Consider the following 24,346-nt stretch of genomic DNA (forward strand, 5'->3'; position numbering starts at 1 on the left):
GCAGCTCCTAGTTGTAAACCCACAAGACGCGGGCGGGCAGGTCGGTCAGGTTGGCGTAGCGGCAGTGGGCGAAACTGGCGAGGTGGAAGCTGTCGCCGGGGCCGAGGGTGACTGGCTCGGCTTCGTCATCCACCCACAGGGTCAACTCGCCTTCGAGCACAAAACCAGCCTGTTCGGCGCGGTCGCTCATAGTCTGTTCGCCGCTGTTGGCACCGGGGGCCAACAGGCTGTCGAGCATCGAGAACGCGCCGTTCATGCTCGGCGACACCAGGATGTCGGTGATGCCGTTGGCGTAATACACCGTGCGCCGCTCGTTGGGGCGGGTCACCCAATCCACCGCCTTGGGTTTGGGCAGGCTGTAGAAATACGTGGTGGGCACGTCGAGGGCGTGGCTGATGGCGGTTAAATCGGCCACGGTCGGGCGCGACAGGCCACGTTCGACCTGGGACAGAAATCCCACCGATCGTTCGATTTTTTGCGCAAGTTGGGCCAGGGTGAGCTTCTTGTGCTTGCGCAGGTCGTGGATCAGCGCCGCGAGGGTGGCGAGTTCTTCTTGTGGGGTCATGAAATTTATATCGAATAATTTCATGAAAAATTACACGATAAATTTCACGGTGGCAATCTCTGGCCACAGGGAAACCCGGCTGAATGATTGCGCGCCGCCGCGGTCGGAACCTGGGTACGCACCATTAATTGAAGGAGCACCCATGAAGTCGAAAACCTTAGCCGCTTGCCTGCTGGTCGCTGCCAGCTTTTCCTCCGTCAGCGCTGTCGTGCAGGCCGGCGATACCCCTCAGGAAACCGTGCAACCTTCAAACATCAACGCCCGTGACTTGAAAGAGGGTGATCGCGCCCCGGACATTTTGATGCGCGAGGAATCAGCGATTAAAGACTGGAAAAAACGCGGGCTCAAACAGCCCGAAGAAGAAAGCCAATGGGCGCGTGTAGGTGACAAGTACGTCCTGCTCAAGACCACCAACGGCACCATCCTGGAGATTACGCCAGTCAAGAAATAATTCCGCCGGGGCACCTGCTCGCTTCATGTTTCTTGCGTTAAGGTAACCGACCGCAATGGTCGCGTTACCTTTGAAGAACGAGAGCAGGATGCTTGCCACCATCAGAAACTACCCCCGCACTGTGAACCTGTTGCTGTGCGCCACGTTGCTGCTGACGCTGGCCAAGGCCATCACCTTTCCTTATCTCGTGATCTACCTCACCAGCCACTTCGCCTTGGACATTACCCAGGTCGGCCTGGTAATCGGCAGTTCGCTGATCGTCGGTTCACTACTCAGTGTCTACGGCGGTTTCCTGGTCGACCGCATCAATAGCTATCGCCTGTTGCTCGGCTTGAGCCTGGTGTTTGTGCTGGGGTTTATCGGTACGGTGCTGGCGCAGAATATCTGGGCGTTCTATGGCTGCCTAATCCTGATCAACCTGGCCTACGCCGTCATTGATATTGCGGTGAAAGCCGGCTTCGCCAGCCTGCTGCCTGAAGACGCGCGCAGCGAAGTGTTTTCCATCAAGTATACCCTCACCAATATCGGCTATGCCGTAGGGCCGTTCTTTGGCGCGATGGTGGCCAAGCTGGATATCAGCTTGCCGTTTGTTCTGTCGGCGCTGTTGGGGCTGGGGTTTTTTCTGCTGTATGGGCGCTGGGGTGACCGTAACTTGGCCACGGTGGACACCACGCAAAAGCCGCTGCCGTTCCTTGCCGTCGCCCGCGTTTTGCTGCAGGACCGTCGCTTAGTGTGCTTCACCCTCGGCGGTTTACTCAGCGCGGTGGTGTTCGGCCAGTTCACGGCCTATCTGTCGCAATACCTGGTGACCACCACGACCGCCGAATACACCTACACGGTGATCAGCGCGGTGCTGACCACCAACGCCGTGCTAGTGATTGCCTTGCAGTACCTGATTGGCCGGCGCATCTCGCACCGTTACCTGAGCCAGTGGCTGATCGCTGGCTTGAGCATGTTCATGCTGGGGTTGATCGGCTTCGGGCTGTCCACCAGCGTGGTGGGCTGGGTGCTGGCGATGGCGGTGTTCACCGTCGGGGAGATCATCGTGTTCCCGGCCGAGTACATGTTTATCGACCGAATTGCCCCGGACCACCTGCGGGGCATGTATTACGGGGCGCAAAACCTGTCCAACCTTGGTGCCGCGCTGGGGCCGGTGCTGTGTGGGCTGGTGTTGGCCAGCCTGCCGGCCCATTACATGTTCTACATGCTGGGGGCGTTTATCGTCGCAGGTGGGGTGTTTTATTTCATGGGAGCGGCGATAAAGGCAAATCATCCAGCGTGAGCTTGCCGACGTTGTTGCTTTGCAGCTCGTAGCGCAATTCATCCACCATTTTCGCTACTTCCTGCGGGGTCTGCAGGCGGTTGGTGCTGATGCCAGTGACCACCAGGTCGACGCGGCCGGTCTCGGCATCATAGACCTTGAGGGTCAAGGACGCGTCCCGGCACAGGGTGAATTCGCACGTCAGCGGTGACAGGCCTTCTTCGATGCAGTTGCGCAGCTGAGAGAGGGTAAACATGCGGGTTCCTTCTAGGCATAAATACGATCCCTTGAAGGTTATTGCTTGCACCGCCGCTCAATAAGGCGAATTCGCACTAGACGCACTAGTGCATTTGCAGGGTCAGGGCTTGTTTTTCAGGCGCAAATCACCGGCAAACAGCCCGCGTTCACGAGCCCAGACGATCGCTGCACTACGGCTGTGCACCCCCAGCTTGGAATACACCGTGGCCACATGGTTACGCACGGTGTTGGGCGCCAGTTTCAGGCGCGAGGCGATCTCTTTGTCCGCCAGGCCCTCGCAGATCAGGCCCAATACATCGCGCTCGCGGGCGGTGAGGTCGGTGAAGGAAACATTCGGCAGGTTGGGGCTGTTGACGCTCTTGGCGTTGGCCAGCTTCTCGATCAGGGTCTGGCTGAACCAGGACGCGTCCTGCATGACTTCCTCGATGGCCGCCACCAGTTCCAGCTCCGAGCGTTTGCGCTCGGTGATGTTCATCAGCACCATCAGGTAGCAGGGCACGTCCTGGATAATCACGGTGTCGGCGGATACCACGCAGTCGATCACCTCGTTGCCTTTCTTGCGCACCTTGAGGTCCTGGCCTTCAAGGTTGCCGGCTTTTTCCAGGGTGGCGAACAACTGCGCGCCGGCCTGGGGGCTGTCGATGAAGTTGATGTCTTCGATGGATTTGCCGATCAGTTCCTCGCTGATATAGCCGGTGATGCTCATGAAGGCTTCGTTGATGTCTACCACCTGGCGGTTGTCGGCACTGCATACCAGGGTCGGCACGGGCGTCAGGCGGAAGGATTTGGCGAAGCGTTCTTCGCTCTGGCGCAGGGCGATCTCGGCTTTACGCCGTGGCTCCAGGTCGGTGAAGGAAAACAGCATGCAGTCTTCCTCGTTCATGTCCAACGGTTGGCCGGCGACGATCACCAGTTTGCTGCCACCTTCGGGCAGTCTCAGTTCGGCCTGCATCTGCGGGATGGTCGCGCCTTCGCCCAGGCGCTGGATCGCCAGGTCCTTGCGCTCGGCCTGTTCCAGCACATCCAGTTCATACACGGATTTGCCGATGACCTGGTCGCGGTTGTAGCCGGTCATCTCCAAAAAACCCTGGTTGACCTTGATGTAGCGCAGGTCGCTGAGGCGACAGATCACCGCGGGCGCCGGGTTGGCGTTGAAAGTTTTCTCAAAACGTTGCTCGGCGCTGGCCCATTCGGTGGCGTCGCTGAGGATCAGCACCAGCAACTCCGGCTCACCCTGGGCATCGGTCAGCACCAGGCTGCGCAGGCGATGTACCCAACTGCGGTGTTCGTCGTCGGCGGGCGTGACTTCCACCACCACATCGCTGAACTCTTCACCGGCAGCCACGCGGCTGAGGGGGTAGCTGTCCAGTGGCAAGGGATGGTTGTTGCGATAGCGCAGGGCAAAGCGCTTGGCGTACGCCTCGGTATTGGCGCCCAGTTCCTTGACCTCGCTGACCCCATGCATGGTCAACGCCGCTTCATTGGCCCACAGAATGGTCTGGTCGACCTCGGCCAGAATCACACCGTCGGACAGTCCCGAGATGATGGTCTGCAGTTGGCGGCGGTTGGTTTCTTTGGCGAGAACATCCTGGGTCATAACGTCTCCGATTAGGGCAGGGCAAGGCACATTGGGTTACGACATCCTGGCGTCAGGATAGTGCAGAGTTATTGCCCGCGGGGCAGTGCGAATGCACCAGGGCGCCTGGTGCATATGGGCCAGGACTGAACGTATGTCGTTTCGCCACACTCACACCCATCAAGGCGCATTGCCTTGCTCCTCAATTTGAAAAGGACCTTTGTATGACCACTGTCTATGAAACCAATCGATCGCTGTTTCGAGTGTCGTGGAGCTCGGTATTGGCCGGTAGTGCAATCGCACTGGTCACCTACCTGGTTTTGAGCGTGTTGGGCACCGCCATTGGCGCCAGTGCCGTTGACCCGATGGAAGCGGGCAACCCGTTGAGCGGTTTTGGCACGGGTGCGGGTATCTGGCTGTTTGTATCGACACTGGTCGCCATCGCGTTGGGCGCCTTCGTGGCCGGCCGCACCGCGCCGGATCGTGGCGGTCTGCATGGGGTGCTGACCTGGACCTTGACCACCTTGCTCACCACTTGGCTGTTGGCGGGCCTGGCTTCCAGCGTAGTCGGTACGGCCGGCAACGTGGTGGGTAAAGGTCTGTCTGCTGCGGGCAGTGGCATTGCTGCCGCCGCGCCGGGGATTGGCAATAGCATCAAACAGCAGTTGAACGAGCAGGGTATCGAGCTGGACTGGAACAGCCTGCAAGGCCAACTGGATACGTTGCTCAAGCAGAGCGGCAAGGCTGAACTGGACCCTGCCAATGTCGAGCAGAAAGCCGATCAGGCAGCTGCCGATGGCAAGCAGTCGGCTACCGATGCAGCGACCAATCCTGCCCAGGCCGGTGATGAGCTCAAGCAATGGTTCGAACGTGTGAAAGCGTCCGGCGAGCCAGCATTGAATGCAGCGGATAAAGAGGCGCTGGTCAACATCGTCGCGGCCCGCACTGGCAAGAGCAAAGAAGAAGCCACCCAGATCGTCGACAACTATGCCCAGGCTTATCAGCAAGCCATGCAAAAAGTCGATGAGCTGAAAAAACAGGCTGAACAGAAAGCCCGTGAAGCCGGTGAAGTCGCTGCCAAGCAACTGTCCCGCGCCGCCTGGAGCACCTTGGCCATGCTGCTGTTGGGTGCGGCGTTGAGCTTCTTTATTGGTCGTATCGCGCTGACTACCCGTCGCGTGCCTTTGGCTTAAAGATGTCTGCGGCAAGGACGCCGCCTGTGTGAAGGGGTAAAATGCTGGCATTTTACCCTTATCCCACAAAGGTGACCCTTGAGCGCAGGCAAAGCCGTCGGACTGTTATTACTCACTTCCCTGTTGGCAGCGTGCGGCACCTCGCCGCCACGCACGCCCAACGACCTCTGCGGTATCTTGCGCGAAAAAGACGACTGGTACGACGCCGCCAAGGTCACGCAAAAGCGCTGGGGCGTACCGATCCAGGTGCCGTTCGCCATCATGTATCAGGAGTCGGGCTTTCGCCACGACGCCAAGACCCCGCGTAAATACCTGCTGTGGATCATCCCTTGGGGCCGCGTCTCCACCGCTTCCGGCTATGCCCAGGCCAAGGATGAAGTATGGAACGACTACCGCAAAGCCACCGGCCGCAGCGGCGCTGATCGCGAAGACTTCGACGACGCCATCGATTTCATCGGCTGGTACATGGACAAGACCTACACCATCAATGGCGTCTACAAGTACGACGCCTATGGCCAATACCTGAACTACCACGAAGGCTGGGGCGGCTACCGCCAGCGCACCTACGCCAGCAAAGCCTGGCTGCCGCCGGTAGCGAGCAAGGTACAGGCGCGTTCGCAGATGTATGCGCGCCAATATGCCGGGTGCAAGGATGAGTTGGGGCGTGGGTTCTGGAGCCGGTTCTGGCATTGGTTGTAAAGGCTTTTGGATGCACGCAGATCCAATTGTGGGAGCTGGCTTGCCTGCGAAAGCGGTCGTGCAGTCACAGATGCATTGACTGACACACCGCCTTCGCAGGCAAGCCAGCTCCCACATTGGATTGCGTTAACGCGGCTGTATGCATTCCAGCGAACGATCTACCATCACGCTGGCTGTTCCCCTGCGCTTGCCAAACCCACCCAATTCTGGGAAAACCCCAGCCTTTGACCCCTTCAATGAGAACCCCATGAGCAACGATGAACTGCAGGTCACAGACATCCGCCTGGGCGACGGCAAAGCCGTGGTCAAGGGCGCGCTGATCACCACCCAATACACAGGCACCCTGGAAGATGGCACGGTGTTCGATTCCTCCTGGGAACGGGGCAAACCGTTTCAGTGCGTGATCGGCACTGGCCGCGTGATCAAGGGGTGGGACCAGGGCTTGATGGGCATGCAGGTTGGCGGCGTGCGCACGTTGTATGTACCCGCGCACCTGGCCTATGGCGAGCGCTCGATGGGCGCGCATATCAAACCCAACAGTAACCTGCGCTTCGAGATTGAATTGCTGGAAGTGCTGACGCGGGATTGAAGAGGTTGAACATGGACGTTGATCTACATCTGTTGCCTGGCAGCTCCTTGGAAGGCATTCGGGTGGTTGAGCTTTTGGGTTGCGATGAGGCTGAGTTGCAGCAGTTTTTTGAACAGGCACCCGATTACTTCATCGCGGTGAATGGCGAACCGGCTACCCCGACCGAAGCACGGGAAGAGTTACGCGGCCAATTGCCCGCTGGCTGGCATTGCAGTCGCCTGTACTGGCTGGGTTACCGCGATGCGCAGGGCCACTTGGTCGCCGTGGTGAATATCGCCGCTGATTTGCTCGCCACCGGGGTGTGGCACATCGGGTTACTGCTGGTGCATGCGCGCTGGCACGGCAGCGGGCTGGCGCAGCGTTTGCACACCGACCTTGAGGCGTGGGCGGTGGCAAAGGGCGCTCAGTGGCTACGGCTGACGGTAGTGGTGGGCAATACCAAAGCCGAGCGTTTTTGGCCCAGGCTTGGCTATGTACAGGTGCGCACCCGTGAGGGGATCACGATGGGCCGGCAGGTGAATAGGGTGTCTATCCAAGTGAAGGTTGTGGCTAGCGCGAGCATTGAAAACTACCTGGCGCTGGTCGAACGGGATTGCCCAACGTGGGGTTGAGAAAGGCGTTCCTGAACCCATCCTGAAGAATTTTCTTATTCACCATGCAGGCACTTTCCTACGGTTTACTCTGGCAACATCGGGGCGTAAGCTTCGCGCGTTTTCATCAATAGCGGAGACCCTCAGTGGGTACTTGTTCGAGTGACAGTCGTCGGCCGGTTTCGGTAACCGGCCTCTTGGCAAGGTAACGCGCATTTTCCAGATGCCGTTGTCTCGCCTCACAAAGCGAGAAGCGGCATCCCGGCGGTGACCAGTCCTGGCACCCGCCTGATTCCCTCTCATCGACGCTGACCAGCACCTGGGTAACGCCTGGATGCTACGGACGCGCCTGCCTGTTACGGCGGGCGGGCCAGGTTCGGCTGTGCCTGTGTGACGGGCGCGGTGTGGACGGGCAGTACCTGCACGACGGTTTTTCCTCGCGCAGGAGTTACACCATGAACCTCACTTTGCTCAAAGAGTTCTTCGCCGGTTTCCTGCGGACCCGGCATATCGCCCGGCATTTTCGCCGCCTGGCGATGCTGGAGACCGTGACCGATGCCAGTGTCAGCCGGGAAGTACCGCCCAGCCTGGCGCAGACACTGGTGGCGTCTGCCAACCGCAGCACTGTGCAATTGCTGGGCGTGCTGGGCAGCCACACCGAGGGCCTGAACACTCAGGAGGCCGACGCCCTGCGCGTGCAGTACGGCCTCAATGAAGTCGAACACGAGCAGCCGCTGCCGTGGTGGGTGCACCTGTGGCATTGCTACAAGAACCCGTTCAACCTGCTGCTGACTCTGTTGGCGGTGATCTCTTGGCTGACCGAAGACATGAAGGCCGCCACGGTGATTTTCTCCATGGTGGTGCTCTCGACCTTGTTGCGCTTCTGGCAGGAGGCCAAGTCGAACAAGGCCGCCGACGCCTTGAAGGCTATGGTGAGCAACACCGCGACGGTGCTGCGCCGCGATGCTGCCAAGCGCATTGAACTGCCGATCAAACAACTGGTGCCAGGCGATCTGATTGTATTGTCGGCCGGCGACATGATCCCCGCGGACTGCCGCGTGCTCAGCGCCAAGGATTTGTTCGTCAGCCAGGCGGCGATGACCGGTGAGTCCATGCCGGTGGAGAAGTTCGCTCACCAGCAGGACGCCCACACGCGCAACCCGCTGGAGCTGGAAAATATTCTGTTCATGGGCACCAACGTGGTGTCCGGCGCCGCCACGGCGGTGGTCCTGGCCACCGGCAACAGCACGTATTTTGGTGCCTTGGCGCAACGCGTCACGGCGACAGACCGTGCGACCACCTCGTTCCAGCAGGGGGTCAACAAGGTCAGTTGGTTGCTGATTCGCTTTATGTTCGTGATGGCGCCGCTGGTGCTGTTCATCAACGGCTTCACCAAGGGCGACTGGACCGAGGCGTTGCTGTTCGCGCTGTCGATTGCAGTTGGCCTGACCCCGGAAATGCTGCCCATGATCGTCACCTCGACCTTGGCCAAGGGCGCGGTGTTTCTGTCGCGCAAAAAGGTCATCGTCAAGCGCCTGGACGCGATCCAGAACTTTGGCGCCATGGACGTGCTGTGCACCGACAAGACCGGCACGCTCACCCAGGACAAGATTTTCCTGGCGCGCCATGTGGACGTGTGGGGCCAGGAGTCGGACGACGTGCTGGAAATGGCCTACCTCAACAGCTACTACCAGACCGGCTTGAAAAACCTGTTGGATGTGGCCGTGCTCGAGCATGTGGATATCCATCGCGAGTTGAAAGTCGGCACCGCGTTCAACAAGGTTGACGAGATTCCCTTCGACTTCAACCGCCGCCGCATGTCGGTGGTGGTGGCCGAGCAGCATCAACCGCACTTGTTGATCTGCAAAGGGGCGGTGGAGGAAATTTTGTCGGTGTGCAACCGCGTGCGCCATGGCGACGTCGATGAAGCGCTGACCGACGAATTGCTGGCGCGCATTCGCCAGGTGACGGCGGCTTTTAACGAAGAAGGGCTGCGGGTAGTGGCGGTAGCGGCGCAGCCGATGCCGGCAGGGCGTGATACCTACAGCCTGGCGGATGAAAACAACCTGACGCTGATCGGCTATGTGGCATTTCTCGACCCACCCAAGGAAAGCACCGCCCCCGCCCTCAAGGCCCTGAAGGCCCACGGCGTGGCGGTGAAAGTGTTGACCGGCGACAACGAACTGGTCACGGCGAAGATCTGCCGCGAAGTGGGTCTTGCGCAACAAGGCTTGCTGATGGGCAACGACATCGAGTCGATGAGCGACGCCGAACTGGCCCTGGCCGTGGAAACCACCAATGTGTTTGCCAAGCTCACCCCCAGCCACAAGGAACGCATCGTGCGGCTGCTCAAGGCCAACGGACATGTGGTCGGCTTTATGGGCGATGGCATCAACGATGCTCCGGCGCTGCGCACGGCGGATATCGGGATTTCGGTGGACAGTGCGGTGGACATCGCCAAGGAAGCGGCCGACATCATCCTGCTGGAGAAGAGCCTGATGATCCTGGAGGAGGGCGTGCTGGAGGGCCGGCGCACCTTCGCCAACATGCTCAAATACATCAAGATGACCGCCAGTTCGAACTTCGGCAACGTGTTCTCGGTGTTGGTGGCCAGTGCCTTTATCCCGTTTTTGCCGATGCTGCCGATGCACCTGCTGGTGCAAAACCTGCTGTATGACATCTCGCAGATTGCGATTCCGTTCGACAACGTCGATGACGAGATGCTTGCCACGCCGCAACGCTGGCAGCCGGGGGAAGTGGGGCGCTTCATGTTGTTTTTCGGGCCGATCAGTTCGATCTTCGACATCACCACGTTCGCACTCATGTGGTATGTGTTTGATGCCAACACTCCAGACCACCAAACGCTATTTCAATCCGGCTGGTTTGTGGTGGGGCTGCTGACCCAGACCCTGATCGTGCACATGATCCGCACGCCAAAAATCCCATTCCTGCAAAGCCGCGCAGCGCTGCCGTTGATGTTGATGACCGGCGTGATCATGGCCGTGGGGATATTCCTGCCGATGGGGCCTTTGGCGCACTACTTCAAATTGCAGGCGCTGCCGTCGCTGTACTTCGTGTTCCTGCCGGTGATTTTGCTGGCGTACATGGCGCTGACCCAGGCGGTGAAGGGCTACTACATCCGCAGGTTTGGCTGGCAGTAACAGGTCCCATGCAACATCGCCAAACCCTGTGGGAGCCGGGCTTGCCCGCGATGACGGTGTATCAGTCGCCAGACTCATGGGTCGGTGTACCGCTATCGCAGGCAAGCCAGCTCCCACAGGGACCTGCGGTGTTTTTCAATTTGTCGCTGCATTCATGGAGATTTTTTATGCAGGCAATCAACAACATCAACCTCAACTCCCTGGTCGACACCGTGGTCAGCCTCAGCGCTGCGTTTATTCTCGGTGGCCTGATCGGGTTCGAGCGCCAGTACCGCCAACGCACCGCCGGCTTACGTACCAATGTGCTAGTGGCGGTAGGCGCGGCGATCTTTGTCGACATGGCCAACCGCCTGGGCGGTGCGGAAGGCGCGGTGCGCGTGGTCGCTTACGTGGTGTCGGGCATCGGCTTTTTGGGGGCGGGTGTGATCATGCGGGAGGAGGGCAATGTACGCGGGCTTAACACTGCCGCCACCCTCTGGGCTTCGGCGGCGGTGGGCGCCTGCGCCGGGGCCGATCTGATCCTCGAGGCTTTGCTGGGCACGCTGTTTGTGCTGGCGGCCAACACCTTGCTGCGGCCGATCGTCAATAACATCAACCGCCAACCCTTGGACGTGGTGTCGGCAGAGGTCACCAATATCCTCTATGTCATTGCGCGCCGCAGTCAGCAACAGGCGGTGATGGCATTGCTGGAAGCCGAGTTGGCCCGCTGCAACTACCCGGCCAGTGATGTCGATGTGCGGCCATTCGGCAGCGACGAAGTGGAAATCGAGGCCATCCTGGCCGCCACGTCGGTGGATGGCGATGAACTGGATGCACTGGTGGCGCGCCTCTCAACATCAACCCTGGTGGTACAGGCTTTCTGGAGCCCGAGTACCACCGATTGATCTTCTTTGGGCTGGCCAGGATTGGCTAAGCTTGTTTGTGGAAAAATCCTACATGTAGTCCGGATTATCCCTTCAGTTGAAACATCATTGCGTTGCTAAGGTTGGGCACTTGCGGCTGTTGGGTCGTTGAGGTCCGGCGTCCGTGGTTATGCTGAGTTAATTGAAGGGGCCAGACACCGCCTCGTTACCGTCCTCAGAGGGCAGCGCCGCTCGTCGGAACTGTCAGTTCTCACAGGTACCCAGGTCCGGTGTGATGTGTAAGGGTATTTTGTCCACATAGGGAAGTTTTATGAGCAAAGCATTAATTGTGGATGACCATCCGTTTATCCGGGCGACGGTCAAATATCTCCTGAAAGTGGAGGGGTTTGATGAGATTTTCCAGGCAGGGGATGGCGCAGATGCCATGCAGTTGGCGAGGGAGCAACGTCCCGAGCTGATTATCCTCGACCTGGCGATGCCTAAATTAGGCGGGTTGGAGGTTATCAGCCGCATCAAGGCGTTGGGCCTGCCATGCAAGATTCTGGTACTGACCTCCTACCTGGCGGTGTTTTTTTCTACCCGCTGCATGCGTTCCGGTGCCATGGGGTTCGTCGCCAAGACCGGTGAACTGGATGAGCTGCAAAAGGCTATCAAAGCCATCATGTCGGGCTACAGTTGCTTCCCCAGTTTGCCGACCAGTTCGGTGCGTCGCGACGATCTGCAAGAAACGGAACGGCAGATGATCGACTGCCTGTCGGATCGTGAATTGACCGTGTTGCAGATGCTGGCCCTGGGGCTGGGTAACAAGGAAATCGCCGAGCAAATGCTGCTGAGCCACAAGACCATCAGTACCTACAAGACTCGACTCAAGGAGAAGTTACGAATGTCCTCGGTAGTGCACTTATCCAAGTTTGCCCAGCGCAACCATCTGATCTGATCCGAACTGAAATGGTCACCACCGCGTTGATGAGGTTCGCCACGGTCCTTTGGATGAGCCTGTTACCCCTGATCGCGGTGGCCCTCGAAGAGCCTCACGCTTTGCGGCTGTTGGGGCACTCTCATATCGAAACCCCGCAAGTGACGCTGGACGAGGCCGACTGGCGTTGGCTGCGTGAGCGGCGCTCATTACTGATGGGCGTCTCGGCGCCCGATTACGTACCTTTTGACTTGACTAACAACAACGACGAGCTCGAAGGTATCACGGCCGATTTTGCCGCATTGGTCGGCCAGGCCCTGCATATCTCCATCGAGGTTCGGCGTTACGACACACGCGATGAAGTGATCGAGGCCCTGAAGCAGGGAGCGGTGGATTTCCTCGGTTCCGCCAATGGCTATGAAGCGGCCGATCCGCAACTGCTGTTGTCTCGCTCTTATGCCAACGATCAACCGACCCTGGTGACCCGCAGCGGTGACAGCCAGGTGTTGAATGATGACCTGGCCGGCAAGCGCGTGGCGATGCTGTATCACTATATGCAGCCCGACGCCGTACGGGCGTTTTACCCCCAGGCCCAGCTGGAACTGTTTGCCTCGACCTTCGAAGCCATTGGTGCCGTGGCGTTTGGTCGTGCCGACGTCTACCTGGGGGATGCCATCAGTAGCAACTACCCGATCAATCGCAACCACCTCAACAATGTACGCATGGCGGATTTTTCCGGCCTGGAAGTCAATCCGTTTGCGTTTGCCGTCACCCGGGAAAATACGCGTTTACTGCCCATCCTCAATGCTGCGCTGGAGGCGATTCCCGCCAGCGAGCAGATGGAAATTCTACGCCGCTGGAGCGGGGGTAACCTGGGCATAATCGGCGTTGACCGGCTGCACTTGAGCGCCAGTGAACAACGCTGGGTGCAGAAAAATCCACGGGTCAGGGTCGCGGTGCTCAATGATTTCCTTCCCTTATCGTTTATCGGCGATCAAGGCCAATTCGAAGGGCTGAGTGCCGAAGTGCTGTCGCGCATCAGCTTGCGTACCGGCTTGAAGTTCGATGTGGTGCCAGGCAGTTCGTTGCCGCGCCAGATCAACATTGTCAGCGCGGGCACGGCGGACATGCTGGCGGTCGTCACGCCTAGCGTGGAGCGGGCTGATAAAGTGCGCTTTACCCGGCCCTACTTGACCAACCCCTTTGTGCTGGTTACCCGCGACGGTCCGCACAGCCCGCTCACGCTGGAGGACATGGTCGGCAAACGCCTGGCCATGGTGGTTGGCAATGGGCTGCACGATGAGATAGCGCAGAATTTTCCAGGCGTGATCTTTGTCGACGTGGAGACCCCCCAGCAAGCCATGGCGCTGGTGGCCAATGGTGACGCCGATGGCGCGGTCAACTCATTGATCAGCGCACGCTATCTGATCAACCGGTATTACCGCGACCGCTTGCGTGTCACCAGTACGGTCGGCACCGAGCCTGCACGCGTGACCTTTGGGGTCAACCGCAGTCAATTGGAGTTGTATTCGATCCTCGACAAGGCACTGCTGAGTATCACCCCGCAGGAAATGGACGAGTTGATTGGCCAGTGGCGCAGCGAGGTCATCATCGAGGACAGTTACTGGTTGCGCTATCGCAACGTGATTCTTCAAGGCTTTGGGTTGGCGGCGCTGTTGTTGGCCGTCACGCTGGGCTGGGCCATTTACCTGCGCAGCCTGATTCGCAAGCGCCTGCAGGCCGAGCGGGCGCTGAGCGATCAGATGCGGTTCATGAGCGTATTGATTGACGGCACGCCGCACCCGATTTACGTGCGTGATCGCCAAGGGAGGCTGATGGCCTGCAATAACGCCTACCTCGACGTGTTTGGCTACAAGCTTGAAGACGTGATCGGCAGGACGGTGGTGGAAACCGACGTCGAAAACCCGCCACAGGCCCAGTCGTTTCATGAGGATTATCTGCGCTTGATGGCTGGGGGCGAGCCGCAGATTCATGATCGAATACTCAAGGTGCCCAACGGCGATGTGCTGACCATTTACCAGTGGATGCTGCCGTACCGCGACGGCGACGACAAGGTGGTGGGTATGATTGCCGGTTGGGTCGACGTGAGCGAGCGGCACCGGTTGCTCGGCCAGCTACAGGAAGCCAAGGACGATGCCGACGCCGCCAATCGCGCCAAGACTACCTTCCTGGCGACCATGAGCCACGAGATCCGCACGCCCATGAATGCCGTGATCGGCATGATTGAGCTGGCGTTGAAAAATGCCGAACAGGGGCGGGTCGACCGCGACGCCCTGGAGGTGGCCTCGGTGGCTTCGCGGGGGATGCTGGAGTTGATCGGCGATATTCTCGATATCGCGCGGATCGAGTCCGGGCACTTGTCGCTGACCCTGGAGCCCGCCAACCTGCATGAGCTGTTGGCGTCGGTCGCACGGGTGTTCGAGGGGCTGGCCCGAGCCAAGGGGTTGGCGCTGCAGGTTGAATTGGACCCGCTGATTGACCAGGCGGTGCTGGTCGATCCGCTGCGATTCAAGCAAGTGGTGTCCAACCTGCTGAGCAATGCCATTAAGTTCACTCCCCATGGGCAGGTCAGCCTGGTTGCACGGGCGGTGGTCGAGGGCGATCGCTTGGCCGTGCAATTATGGGTGCAAGACACCGGCATTGGAATTAGCGTCGCCGACCAGCAGCGGCTGTTCAGCGTGTTTATCCAGGGCAGCAACAATCAGCAGTCGGCACGCAGCGGGTCTGGGCTGGGGTTGGTGATCAGCCGCAGCTTGTGCGAAATGATGGGCGGCCAATTGCACTTGAGTAGTGTGCTGGGGCATGGCACTCGGGTGGACGTGACGTTGGCCCTGGCCATGACCGCCACGCTGCCGGCCCCGATTGAGCCTGTGCAAGAGGCGGCGCCTGAGGGCCGTGCGCTGAGCATTCTGGTGGTGGACGACTACCCGGCCAATCGCTTGCTGCTGGCTCGACAGTTGAGCTTTCTGGGCCACCGTATCGTCACGGCCGAAGACGGTGTGCAAGGGCTGGAGCAGTGGCGAGCGGGGCAGTTCGATGGCGTCATTACCGATTGCAACATGCCCTTCAAGAACGGCTATCAGCTGGCACAGGACATTCGCGCGCAAGAGCGTGAACAGGGTCTTGAACCCTGCCTGTTGCTGGGGTTCACCGCCAACGCCCAGCCGGAGGAAGCTGAGCGCTGTCGGCAGGCGGGCATGGATGGGTGCCTGTTCAAGCCAACCGGGCTTGACGACTTGCGGTCGGCGCTGGCCTCGCGTTTGGCAGACGCGGGCCCGCAGCCTGTGCCGACATTCGACTTGAGCACACTCGTCGCGCTGACCGGCGATGATCACGCAGCGCTTGTCGGATTGTTGGCGCCGTTGCTTAAAAGCCTGGGGGAGGACCGTGCCTTGCTGCCACGCCTGGCAAGCCAGGCAGATTTTGCCAAGCTGCACGACCTGGCCCACCGTGCCAAGGGCGGCGCGCGAATGGTCAAGGCAAACCTATTGATCAGTGGGTGTGAAGCATTGGAGGCCGCATGTGAACAGCGCGACCGTCAGGCATTGGGGCCCGCGGTTGACGGCGTGAACGAAGCGCTTGATGTTTTGCATCGTGGCTTGAAAGCTTATTGCAATCAGCCCTGACTGCGGTTGATCGCCATTCGGGAAATTTGGGAAAACTCTTACACAAACCGGGAACATGCCTGATTTTGTCGTCGGCATATGTCTGGAGAATGGGCTGCGCTCACTGCCGAGCACTGCCTGCCCAGGGGTTTGCCATGCCGAACAAAGCACTGACCATCCTGATTGCCGATGAACAGCATCTGCAACGCTTGTACATCGAGAAAATGCTCAACCAGTTGGGTTATTACCGGATCGTGCCGGTGCAAACATTCGAAGAGGTGCGGATTCTCACTGCCATTCCTGCCGAACCCTTCGACGTGCTGATAATCAATGCGGGGCTGATGGCCCAAGCCCATGAGCCTCTGCCCCAGGTGCGTCATGTACTCGTCTACGAGCATCTGGACCTGGGCGCCCCTTGCGGCGTAACGCCGGCTGTGCGAGTGCGATTGCCGGGTGTGCCGGACCACGTCAACCTCGAACACTTCATGGACATCGTCGACCCCTGCGAGACTGCCAACGGCCTGCGGGTGTTGCCGTGGCTTCGAGAGCTGTCCCGCATGCCGGTGGCCCGGGCCTAGTCCACAGCCATTGTTTGTAGGCGCTCGCTCGCGAAAAACTCGCAGGCGCTGCGTTTATTCAGGAAGCACGCGTTATCGTTGACGTTTTTTTGCGAGCAAGCTCGCTCCTGCACGAAGGCGATTCAAGGGTGCATCGTGTTTACCGTATGCCACGAAATCTACGGGCCAGTTCAATCTTCGCAGAAGCAGGCAAGAGAAGGCATCGAGCACACGCCACTACCGGCCCATGCTCGCCCACTGCAGGAGTTTGCCAAACAGAAATTCCAGGCCGATCTAATGTTTTTCACCGATCAGTCGGCTTTGCCGTGTTCCCGCAAACGCTCGGTGGCACTGCGTAACAACTGCTCGGTCCCGTCCCAACCCAGGCAACCATCGGTCACCGAAACGCCGTATTTCATCGACGCGCTCAGCGGCTGGCAGCCTTCGAACAGGTGACTCTCAAGCATCATGCCGACCAGCGAGGTATCACCTTGCAAACGCTGCTCCAGCACGTCATTGAATACCGCCGGTTGGCGCAGCGGGTTCTTGCCGCTGTTGGCATGGCTGCAATCGACCATGATTCGTGGCGCTACTTTGGACTTGGCCAGGTCATGCTTTACGTCGGCCACGCTTTGCGCATCGTAGTTGGGCCCACGATGGCCGCCGCGCAGCACCAAATGAGTGTCGGGGTTGCCGGGCGTCTGGATGATCGCCGGGTGGCCCTGGCTATCGACGCCGAAATGACGATGCGGGTGAGAGGCTGAGCGCATTGCATCGCAGGCAATGGCGACGCCACCGTCGGTGCCGTTTTTGAAGCCCACGGGCATGCCCAGGCCGCTGGCCATTTCGCGGTGAATCTGCGACTCGGTCGTGCGTGCGCCAATGGCGACCCAAGTGAGCAGGTCATCGAAGTAGCCGGCGGCCATGGGTTGTAGCAACTCGGTGGCCACCGGCAGGCCCAGGCGCAGCATTTCACGCATCAGTTCGCGGGACAGGGTCAGGCCGGCGGCCATGTCATCGCTGCCGTCCAAGTGCGGATCGTAGGCCAAGCCTTTCCAGCCCACAGTGGTGCGCGGTTTCTCGACGTAGGCACGGATCACCAGCAGCATCTGGTCGCTGACTTCAAGCGCAAGCTTCTTCAGATTGCGCGCGTATTCCATGGCCGATTCCGGGTCGTGGATCGAGCACGGGCCGACAATCACCAGCAAGCGTGAATCTTCGCCATTGAGGATGGCGCGCACGGCTTGGCGATGGGCGTGGACTTGTTCGTTGAGGAACGGGCTGAGCGGGAGTTGGTGCTTGAGTTCAAGAGCGCTGGGCAAACGCTGGGTCAGGGCTTCATTGGCGCTGTTGAGGGCAGAGACGGGCAAAGCGGCGACGGAGGAGTTCATATTCAAGGCTTCCTGGGCAAGCGGCGGGCGATTCCCGCACGCTTGGCCTACTGGGGTGTTCGACAATTGGCCGTATCGGCTACGTGTGTTGGCTTGCCACCACGGGGTGACCGGTCGGAGGCGGCAGGCTGTCCCGAACGGAGCTGGCTAAATCGCCATGCAGTGCAAGTGTCGTAGCGGTAATAGGTGGCGTAGTTCATGGTGTGATTCCTTTAAGTGAGCGTGAAAAACAAATTGTCAGGCGCTGAAAAAACAAAACCCCCGGTCGGGGAGCCGACCGGGGGTTTAGATTTCTCTGGTAGGCGACCCCTTGAGTAGTGGGCGCCGATTTCAGGTATCAGGCGCGCCAGTGGCTAAACCAATACCCAAAATAAAAGCCGGCCAGTGCGCTCGAACCATTCACGCGGGTAGCCGACACCGAGCGCAAGGCGCTGGCAGCAGAGCAAACCTGAGTGTGGGTGAGTGGCAACATGGGGCTCTCCAAATGATGGGGGGAGCTTACTAGAGGCGTGCGGGTGGATTCAATCAGTAATTTCTATCGCGTGGCAGTACTTACCGCTATGGGCATAGGTATCTACACAACGTTGCTGCGACGCTGGACCTGTGGCGAGGGAGCCTGCTCCCGTGACGGCCTGACAGCCGGCGCTGATCTGGCTGAGGCACCGCGATCCAAATGTGGGAGCTGGCTTGCCTGCGAAGACGGCCGGACCGTCAACACAGTTGGACCGTGTACATATCCATTCCTGCGGTAACGGCGATACCTATGCCGCTATGGGGCAAGTGTGGATATGCTGACGGCTCTCAAACAATGATTGCCAGGACGCGACCATGACTGCCTTGACCCTTGCTGCGGCGCAAACCGTTTCCATCCCGGGCGATATCGCTGCCAATATCCAGCGGCACCTGGCGTTGATGCGGGCCGCGGCTGAACAGGGTGTGCAATGCCTGGTGTTTCCAGAACTGTCACTGACAGGCTACGAGCCGTTCCTGGCGGCCGATTTGGCCATCGACCCGCAAGACGCCGTGTTGACGCCGTTGCGTGAACTGGCGCGGGAGCTGCAGTTGACGGCCGTGGTGGGCATGCCGGTGCGCTTGGCGCCAAAAACAGGTGTGCTGATCGGCGCGCTGGTGCTTGAGGCGGACGGTTCAGTAGGCGTCTACACCAAGCAGCATCTGCACCCCGGCGAAGAGCTGGCATTTGCTGCGGGGCAGGGCGGCGAGCCTCTGGAATTGGCAGAGGAGCGCATCGCGCTGGCGGTGTGTGCGGACTTTTCCCAGGCCAGCCATCCACGCCAAGCGGCGGCAGCGGGCGCCACAGTGTATGCCGCAAGCGTACTGATCAGCGAGGCAGGCTACGCGGCGGACAGTGCTTTGCTTGAAGGCTATGCGTCCCAGCATGGCCTGTTGGTACTGATGGCTAACCATGGTGGCCCGTCCGGAGGCTGGGCTTGTGCGGGCCGCAGTGCAATTTGGACCGCCGATGGCAACTTGCTTGTTGCCGCCCCCGGTGTCGGCGACGCGTTGGTGATCGCCCGTCGCGACGGCGGGCAGTGGACCGGCCAAGTGGTCGCCCTCTGAATGAGGTTTCATTTGCGCCGGGCCATCGAGCAGGACCTGCCGTTTGCCCGCACCCTGACCCAGCAGGCCATGAGCCATTACTACCGTCAGAACGGCTTGTTGTGGTCCAGCGACGGCTTCGACGTGGCCTGGGCGGGCCGCGAGAACTGGCTGATCTGCAACGATGACGTCGTCATGGGCTTTATCAGCCTGAGCCGCGATGGCAAGGCCCTGTATATCCGCGAGCTGCACCTGCTGGAATGCTGCCGCAAGCAGGGCGCGGGCAAATGGGTGCTGGAGCAAATGGCGCTCAAGGCACGCGTCGAGGGCCTGGGCTTTCTACGTTTGACGGTGTTCAAGACCAACCCGGCAAGAAGGCTGTATCAGCGCTTGGGGTTGAGCATTGTCGGTGAAGAGGATGGCTTCTGGCGGATGGAGCGTGAGTGTCGCGCACTCACATCGGACTAAAACATGCACGTCCTACAAATAAGCGCATACTGCTGTCAATTAGTGCTTTGTTCGTCGTGGGATTGAGCTCTTGGCTCATCCACGATAACGCCCTCTTTCATGCCCAGAAGTACCGCCACTTTATGGGCTTCTCCACGCCGTCCCTTTTTGCGCCCGGAGAGCACTTGATACGTGGTTGCCGGGTCTACGCCATGTTCCCGGGCGAACGCTTGAACTGACTTTCCTTGATGTTCCAGCCAGGCCTTGGCTTGTGCAGCAGTACGGATTCCGGGCATAGTTCAAAACCGTTCAAGTTTGTTTAACGAAGTGATGGTGTGACACCTCTTGGGGTGTGCCAATTTAGGATCATACATCCAAATGAGTGGAATCGGTTCGCGCTTAAGGCAAGAAAGAGAGCGACTTGGCCTGTCGCAGAAAGTTTTTGGAGAAATTGGAGGCGTTGAAGCGAACGCCCAAGGCAAATATGAAAGCGGTGGTCGTGCACCCAAGGCCGACTATTTGTCTCGCGTCGCCGAAAAAGGTGTGGATATCCTGTACGTGTTGACCGGCAGCCCAACGCCGATCCAGCTGGATAACCTGAGCAAGATCGAAGAGAAAGTGCTGGGCAATTACCGAGCGATGTTCAAGGAAGACCAGGACGCAATCCGTCGCTTGACCAGTACCTTGGCTGAGCATTCATCCGTGGTGAACGGAAAAGCCAAGTCGCCCCCCCAGGAATCCTGACCTTTAGCCCAGGAAACAGGGCTGTTCGCCAGCCGGCGAACAGCCGCAGCACGTTTAATCTCTATATATATGACACTTGCAACTAGGTCTGCGCCTTGGTTTTTTGCTAAGGTGTTCAGCAACCTATAAGACCATATCGCGAGGTGTCTGCTTGATTAGGGTGCTAGTAGTCGATGACCATGATCTCGTTCGTACAGGCATTACACGAATGCTGGCTGACATCGACGGCCTGCAAGTAGTCGGCCAGGCGGAGTCGGGGGAGGAATCCCTGATCAAGGCCCGGGAGTTGAAGCCCGATGTGGTACTGATGGACGTCAAGATGCCTGGGATTGGCGGTCTTGGTGCCACGACCAAGTTATTGCGCAGCCATCCGGACATCAAGGTCGTGGTGGTCACGGTGTGCGAGGAAGACCCGTTTCCCACCCGTTTGCTGCAAGCCGGTGCCGCCGGCTACCTCACCAAGGGCGCAGGCCTGGCCGAGATGGTGCAAGCCATTCGCCTGGTATTTGCCGGCCAGCGTTACATCAGCCCGCAGATTGCCCAGCAATTGGCGATCAAGTCGTTCCAGCCCACCAGCGATTCGCCATTTGATGCGCTGTCGGAGCGGGAAATCCAGATCGCCCTGATGATCGTCGGTTGCCAGAAGGTGCAGACCATCTCTGACAAGCTGTGCCTGTCGCCCAAGACCGTCAATACCTACCGTTATCGTATCTTCGAGAAGCTTGCCATCAGCAGTGATGTTGAATTGACCCTGCTCGCAGTGCGCCACGGCATGGTGGACGCCAGCGCCTGACATGACCACACCGTTTGATCCGAGTGCCTTTCTCTCCACCTGCAGTGGCCGCCCCGGCGTGTACCGCATGTTCGACAGCGAGGCGCGCCTGCTTTACGTGGGCAAAGCCAAGAACCTGAAGAACCGTCTGGCGAGCTACTTTCGCAAGACCGGCCTTGCGCCGAAAACCGCCGCCCTGGTGGCGCGTATCGCCCAGGTCGAAACCACCATCACCGCCAATGAAACCGAGGCGCTGCTGCTTGAGCAGACGCTGATCAAGGAATGGCGGCCGCCTTACAACATCCTGTTGCGTGATGATAAATCCTACCCTTACGTGTTTTTATCCGACGGCAACTTTCCGCGCCTGAGCATTCACCGCGGGGCAAAGAAGCAAAAGGGCAAGTACTTCGGGCCTTACCCCAGCGCCGGTGCGATTCGTGAAAGCCTGAGCCTGCTGCAAAAAACCTTTTTTGTGCGTCAGTGCGAAGACAGCTTCTACAAGAACCGCACCCGGCCGTGCCTGCAATACCAGATCAAGCGCTGCAAGGCGCCCTGCGTGGGGCTGGTGGAACCTTCGGAGTACGCCGAGGATGTGCGCCATTCGGTGATGTTCCTCGAAGGGCGCAGCAACGCACTCACCGATGAGTTGTCCGGGGCCATGGAGCAGGCCGCCAGCACCCTGGATTTCGAAAAGGCCGCCGAACTGCGCGACCAGATCTCCCTGCTGCGCCGTGTCCAGGACCAGCAAAGCATGGAAGGCGGCACCGGTGACGTTGACGTGATCGCCGCGTTCGTCAACCCGGGCGGCGCCTGTGTGCACCTGATCAGCGTACGAGGCGGGCGGGTATTAGGCAGCAAGAACTTCTTCCCGCAGACCGGTATCGACGAAGACGTGGCGGAGGTCATGGCCGCATTCCTTGGCCAATACTACGTCAGCAGCCCTGAGCGCGACCTGCCGTCTGAACTGATCGTCAACGTGGTGCACGAAGACTTCCCCACCTTGATCGAGGCCATCCACGAGCTGCGCGGCCGCGAGCTGGACATCAGCCACCGCGTACGCGGCACCCGTGCTCGCTGGCAGCAGCTGGCCGTGACTAACGCCGAACAGGCCCTGGGCGCGCGGCTGGCGAACCGACAGCACGTCGCTGCACGCTTCGACGCCCTGGCCGAGGTCCTCAACCTGGACGAGCCGCCCCAGCGCCTGGAGTGCTACGACATCAGCCACTCCAGCGGCGAGGCCACAGTGGCCTCTTGCGTGGTATTCGGGCCGGAAGGGCCGATCAAGGCCGACTACCGGCGCTACAACATCGAAGGCGTTACCGCCGGCGATGACTATGCCGCCATGCACCAGGCGCTCACGCGGCGATTCAGCAAGTTGAAGGACGGGGAGGGCAAGCTCCCCGATATCCTGCTGGTAGACGGCGGTAAGGGCCAGTTATCCATGGCCCGTGACGTGCTCAACGAACTGGCGGTGCCCGACCTGATCCTGCTCGGTGTGGCCAAGGGCACCACGCGCAAGGCCGGTTTCGAGACGTTGTACTTGAATGATGCCGCCCATGAGTTCACGTTGAAGGGCGACTCACCCGCACTGCATCTGATTCAACAAATCCGCGACGAAGCCCACCGTTTCGCCATTACCGGCCACCGCGCCCGCCGTGGCAAAACCCGGCGAACTTCAACCCTGGAAGGGGTGGCAGGGGTTGGCCCGACGCGGCGTCGCGACTTGCTTAAACATTTTGGTGGCTTGCAGGAGCTCTCCCGTGCCAGCATTGACGAGATAGCCAAAGCACCCGGTATCAGTAAAAAGCTCGCTGAATTGATTTATGCCAATCTGCACAGCGAATAGAATGCCTTCTCACCTCGTAGCCAGTTGTGCCGATGAATATCCCTAATCTGATCACCGTTCTACGCGTCCTGCTTATCCCGATTTTCATTTTGTTGTTCTATTTGCCGTATGAATGGAGCTACGTCGCGTCCAGTTCGGTATTTGCCTTCGCAGCCGCCACCGACTGGCTCGACGGCTACCTGGCCCGCCGCCTGGAACAGAGCACGCCCTTCGGCGCGTTCCTCGACCCCGTGGCCGACAAACTCATGGTGGCCGTCGCCCTGGTCCTGCTGGTACAGGAACACGGCAACCTGTGGCTGACCCTGCCGGCCGCCGTCATCATCGGCCGCGAGATCGTCGTCTCGGCCCTGCGCGAATGGATGGCCGAAATCGGCGCCCGCGCCCACGTGGCCGTCTCCAACATGGGCAAATGGAAAACCGCCGCGCAAATGCTCGCGCTGGTGATCCTGCTGGCCAACCCGTCGGACTTCTCGTTCTGGGTGCTCACGGGCTACGCCTTGCTGCTGGTCGCGGCCGGCCTGACCTTGTGGTCCATGCTGCAATATCTGCGTGCGGCCTGGCCCCATCTGCGAACCACCGTTGAAAAGAAATAAAACTTTTTTGAATCAAGGGGTTGACGGGTGCTGAGGATTCTATAGAATGCGCATCACCAAGCGGGAATAGCTCAGTTGGTAGAGCACGACCTTGCCAAGGTCGGGGTCGCGAGTTCGAGTCTCGTTTCCCGCTCCAAGCATTAATGAAAAAGCCACTCTAACGAGTGGCTTTTTTTTGCCTGTGTGATTTACGGAATGGACGCTTAGGCGTCTTTTTTTGTTTGTGCGCACAACCGTAGGGCGCGCGCTCAAATTCGTATTGTTACTAGATCCGCTCAGTTCGCCTGGGTCGCCAGGCGAACTACTGTTCGCTCAACTTCCCGACGCGCCTCGACGCTTGGGGAGGGCGTCACTTCTGGCACCGATAATCCTAAGTGACGGTGGTTTCCAGGCAGTGGAATTGCCCCATCGTGCGGCACACGGATTTTTGTGCGCCTGCGCGCTCAGCGCGCGCGTAGTTCCAAAATTGGCAACGCCCCGTGGCAATCGCCAACCCTTGGGATGCCCGGATTTGGCCGTACTCAAACGGCGTATGGACGTAGAAGAGTTGCACAAGCCCGTCGGACGGGTTGCCGCCGGTGGCCCCCCAATATTTCGGCGTTGCGCAGCCTGCAATGAGCGGTAGGGCGATGGCGACGATGACGGATTTCATTGTCGAGGGCGGTCCTTCAAGAGTAAAACATGACGTTTG

General features: G+C 59.5%; 23 protein-coding genes and 1 tRNA gene. 18 read left to right on the forward strand and 6 right to left on the reverse strand.

Annotated features, from left to right (window positions below):
• Positions 1–7 precede the first annotated feature (7 nt).
• Positions 8–565, reverse strand: a complete 558-nt coding sequence (locus AB9N64_RS00090) for a helix-turn-helix domain-containing protein (RefSeq protein WP_019821423.1) — start codon at positions 563–565, stop codon at positions 8–10.
• 142 nt (positions 566–707) lie between these two features.
• Between AB9N64_RS00090 and AB9N64_RS00095 the strand changes: the two genes are divergently transcribed.
• Together AB9N64_RS00095 and AB9N64_RS00100 are read left to right on the forward strand one after the other, a co-directional pair.
• Positions 708–1,016 (forward strand): RcnB family protein, encoded by a 309-nt coding sequence (locus AB9N64_RS00095; protein WP_014717981.1) that lies wholly within the window; start codon positions 708–710, stop codon positions 1,014–1,016.
• 88 nt (positions 1,017–1,104) lie between these two features.
• Positions 1,105–2,298 carry an MFS transporter gene (locus AB9N64_RS00100; RefSeq protein ID WP_020303187.1) on the forward strand — a complete coding sequence of 398 codons (1,194 nt, stop codon included), beginning with the start codon at positions 1,105–1,107 and terminating at the stop codon, positions 2,296–2,298.
• Here the strand turns inward: AB9N64_RS00100 and AB9N64_RS00105 are convergent.
• Both AB9N64_RS00105 and AB9N64_RS00110 read right to left on the reverse strand, forming a co-directional pair.
• Complete coding sequence (locus AB9N64_RS00105) at positions 2,261–2,533, reverse strand: DUF1652 domain-containing protein (protein WP_003190355.1); 273 nt, start codon at positions 2,531–2,533, stop codon at positions 2,261–2,263. The two genes, AB9N64_RS00100 and AB9N64_RS00105, sit on opposite strands and share 38 nt — an antisense overlap.
• A 102-nt stretch (positions 2,534–2,635) precedes the next feature.
• Complete coding sequence (locus AB9N64_RS00110) at positions 2,636–4,132, reverse strand: PAS domain S-box protein (RefSeq protein WP_014717983.1); 1,497 nt, start codon at positions 4,130–4,132, stop codon at positions 2,636–2,638.
• 203 nt (positions 4,133–4,335) lie between these two features.
• On the opposite strand from AB9N64_RS00110, the gene AB9N64_RS00115 reads away from it, so the two are divergent.
• From AB9N64_RS00115 to AB9N64_RS00155, 9 genes are all read left to right on the forward strand, one after another.
• Positions 4,336–5,304 carry a hypothetical protein gene (locus AB9N64_RS00115; RefSeq protein ID WP_019821429.1) on the forward strand — a complete coding sequence of 323 codons (969 nt, stop codon included), beginning with the start codon at positions 4,336–4,338 and terminating at the stop codon, positions 5,302–5,304.
• Positions 5,305–5,382: 78 nt separating this feature from the next.
• Positions 5,383–6,003, forward strand: a complete 621-nt coding sequence (locus AB9N64_RS00120) for a hypothetical protein (RefSeq protein WP_003190361.1) — start codon at positions 5,383–5,385, stop codon at positions 6,001–6,003.
• A 247-nt stretch (positions 6,004–6,250) separates the two neighbouring features.
• Positions 6,251–6,592 carry an FKBP-type peptidyl-prolyl cis-trans isomerase gene (locus tag AB9N64_RS00125; RefSeq protein ID WP_032903474.1) on the forward strand — a complete coding sequence of 114 codons (342 nt, stop codon included), beginning with the start codon at positions 6,251–6,253 and terminating at the stop codon, positions 6,590–6,592.
• 11 nt (positions 6,593–6,603) lie between these two features.
• On the forward strand, positions 6,604–7,203 hold the full coding sequence (locus AB9N64_RS00130; protein WP_371359822.1) for a GNAT family N-acetyltransferase: 600 nt from the start codon (positions 6,604–6,606) through the stop codon (positions 7,201–7,203).
• Between the two features lie 434 nt (positions 7,204–7,637).
• Positions 7,638–10,343, forward strand: a complete 2,706-nt coding sequence (gene mgtA / locus AB9N64_RS00135; protein ID WP_038449715.1) for a magnesium-translocating P-type ATPase — start codon at positions 7,638–7,640, stop codon at positions 10,341–10,343.
• 167 nt (positions 10,344–10,510) lie between these two features.
• The gene (locus tag AB9N64_RS00140) at positions 10,511–11,227 is read left to right on the forward strand and encodes an MgtC/SapB family protein (RefSeq protein ID WP_019821435.1); all 717 of its coding nucleotides are present in this window, start codon (positions 10,511–10,513) and stop codon (positions 11,225–11,227) included.
• A 289-nt stretch (positions 11,228–11,516) separates the two neighbouring features.
• Positions 11,517–12,143 carry a response regulator transcription factor gene (locus tag AB9N64_RS00145; protein WP_014717992.1) on the forward strand — a complete coding sequence of 209 codons (627 nt, stop codon included), beginning with the start codon at positions 11,517–11,519 and terminating at the stop codon, positions 12,141–12,143.
• Positions 12,144–12,196: 53 nt separating this feature from the next.
• Positions 12,197–15,769 (forward strand): transporter substrate-binding domain-containing protein, encoded by a 3,573-nt coding sequence (locus AB9N64_RS00150; protein ID WP_371359823.1) that lies wholly within the window; start codon positions 12,197–12,199, stop codon positions 15,767–15,769.
• A gap of 134 nt (positions 15,770–15,903) precedes the next feature.
• Positions 15,904–16,326 (forward strand): hypothetical protein, encoded by a 423-nt coding sequence (locus tag AB9N64_RS00155; RefSeq protein WP_032903477.1) that lies wholly within the window; start codon positions 15,904–15,906, stop codon positions 16,324–16,326.
• Positions 16,327–16,616: 290 nt separating this feature from the next.
• On the opposite strand, the gene AB9N64_RS00160 is transcribed toward AB9N64_RS00155, so the two are convergent.
• Entirely contained in the window at positions 16,617–17,696 is a 1,080-nt protein-coding gene (locus AB9N64_RS00160; protein ID WP_371359824.1) for a 3-deoxy-7-phosphoheptulonate synthase, read from the reverse strand.
• An 828-nt stretch (positions 17,697–18,524) separates the two neighbouring features.
• On the opposite strand from AB9N64_RS00160, the gene AB9N64_RS00165 reads away from it, so the two are divergent.
• Positions 18,525–19,274 carry a carbon-nitrogen hydrolase family protein gene (locus AB9N64_RS00165; protein ID WP_014717996.1) on the forward strand — a complete coding sequence of 250 codons (750 nt, stop codon included), beginning with the start codon at positions 18,525–18,527 and terminating at the stop codon, positions 19,272–19,274.
• Entirely contained in the window at positions 19,275–19,721 is a 447-nt protein-coding gene (locus AB9N64_RS00170; protein ID WP_130175276.1) for a GNAT family N-acetyltransferase, read from the forward strand.
• Between the two features lie 35 nt (positions 19,722–19,756).
• On the opposite strand, the gene AB9N64_RS00175 is transcribed toward AB9N64_RS00170, so the two are convergent.
• Positions 19,757–19,996: a DNA-binding protein gene (locus AB9N64_RS00175; RefSeq protein WP_003190382.1), complete on the reverse strand. Its 240-nt coding sequence runs from the start codon at positions 19,994–19,996 to the stop codon at positions 19,757–19,759.
• Between the two features lie 82 nt (positions 19,997–20,078).
• Between AB9N64_RS00175 and AB9N64_RS00180 the strand changes: the two genes are divergently transcribed.
• The 5 genes from AB9N64_RS00180 to AB9N64_RS00200 all read left to right on the forward strand — a co-directional run bounded on the left by AB9N64_RS00180 (position 20,079) and on the right by AB9N64_RS00200 (position 23,791).
• Complete coding sequence (locus AB9N64_RS00180; protein ID WP_003190384.1) at positions 20,079–20,444, forward strand: helix-turn-helix domain-containing protein; 366 nt, start codon at positions 20,079–20,081, stop codon at positions 20,442–20,444.
• 151 nt (positions 20,445–20,595) lie between these two features.
• On the forward strand, positions 20,596–21,237 hold the full coding sequence (gene uvrY / locus AB9N64_RS00185; RefSeq protein ID WP_003190387.1) for a UvrY/SirA/GacA family response regulator transcription factor: 642 nt from the start codon (positions 20,596–20,598) through the stop codon (positions 21,235–21,237).
• A gap of 1 nt (position 21,238) precedes the next feature.
• Positions 21,239–23,062, forward strand: a complete 1,824-nt coding sequence (uvrC, locus tag AB9N64_RS00190) for an excinuclease ABC subunit UvrC (protein WP_019821446.1) — start codon at positions 21,239–21,241, stop codon at positions 23,060–23,062.
• A 32-nt stretch (positions 23,063–23,094) separates the two neighbouring features.
• Positions 23,095–23,655, forward strand: coding sequence for a CDP-diacylglycerol--glycerol-3-phosphate 3-phosphatidyltransferase (gene pgsA, locus AB9N64_RS00195; protein WP_003190391.1), 561 nt, complete (start codon positions 23,095–23,097; stop codon positions 23,653–23,655).
• A gap of 60 nt (positions 23,656–23,715) precedes the next feature.
• A tRNA-Gly gene (locus AB9N64_RS00200) sits at positions 23,716–23,791 on the forward strand.
• A gap of 234 nt (positions 23,792–24,025) precedes the next feature.
• Here AB9N64_RS00200 and yecR read toward each other — a convergent pair.
• Positions 24,026–24,307 carry a YecR family lipoprotein gene (gene yecR / locus AB9N64_RS00205; protein ID WP_019821447.1) on the reverse strand — a complete coding sequence of 94 codons (282 nt, stop codon included), beginning with the start codon at positions 24,305–24,307 and terminating at the stop codon, positions 24,026–24,028.
• Between the last annotated feature and the right edge of the window lie 39 nt (positions 24,308–24,346).

It is taken from the genome of Pseudomonas sp. KT_2_4, from assembly GCF_041410225.1.
GTDB classification, from domain to species: Bacteria; Pseudomonadota; Gammaproteobacteria; order Pseudomonadales; family Pseudomonadaceae; genus Aquipseudomonas; species Aquipseudomonas paracarnis.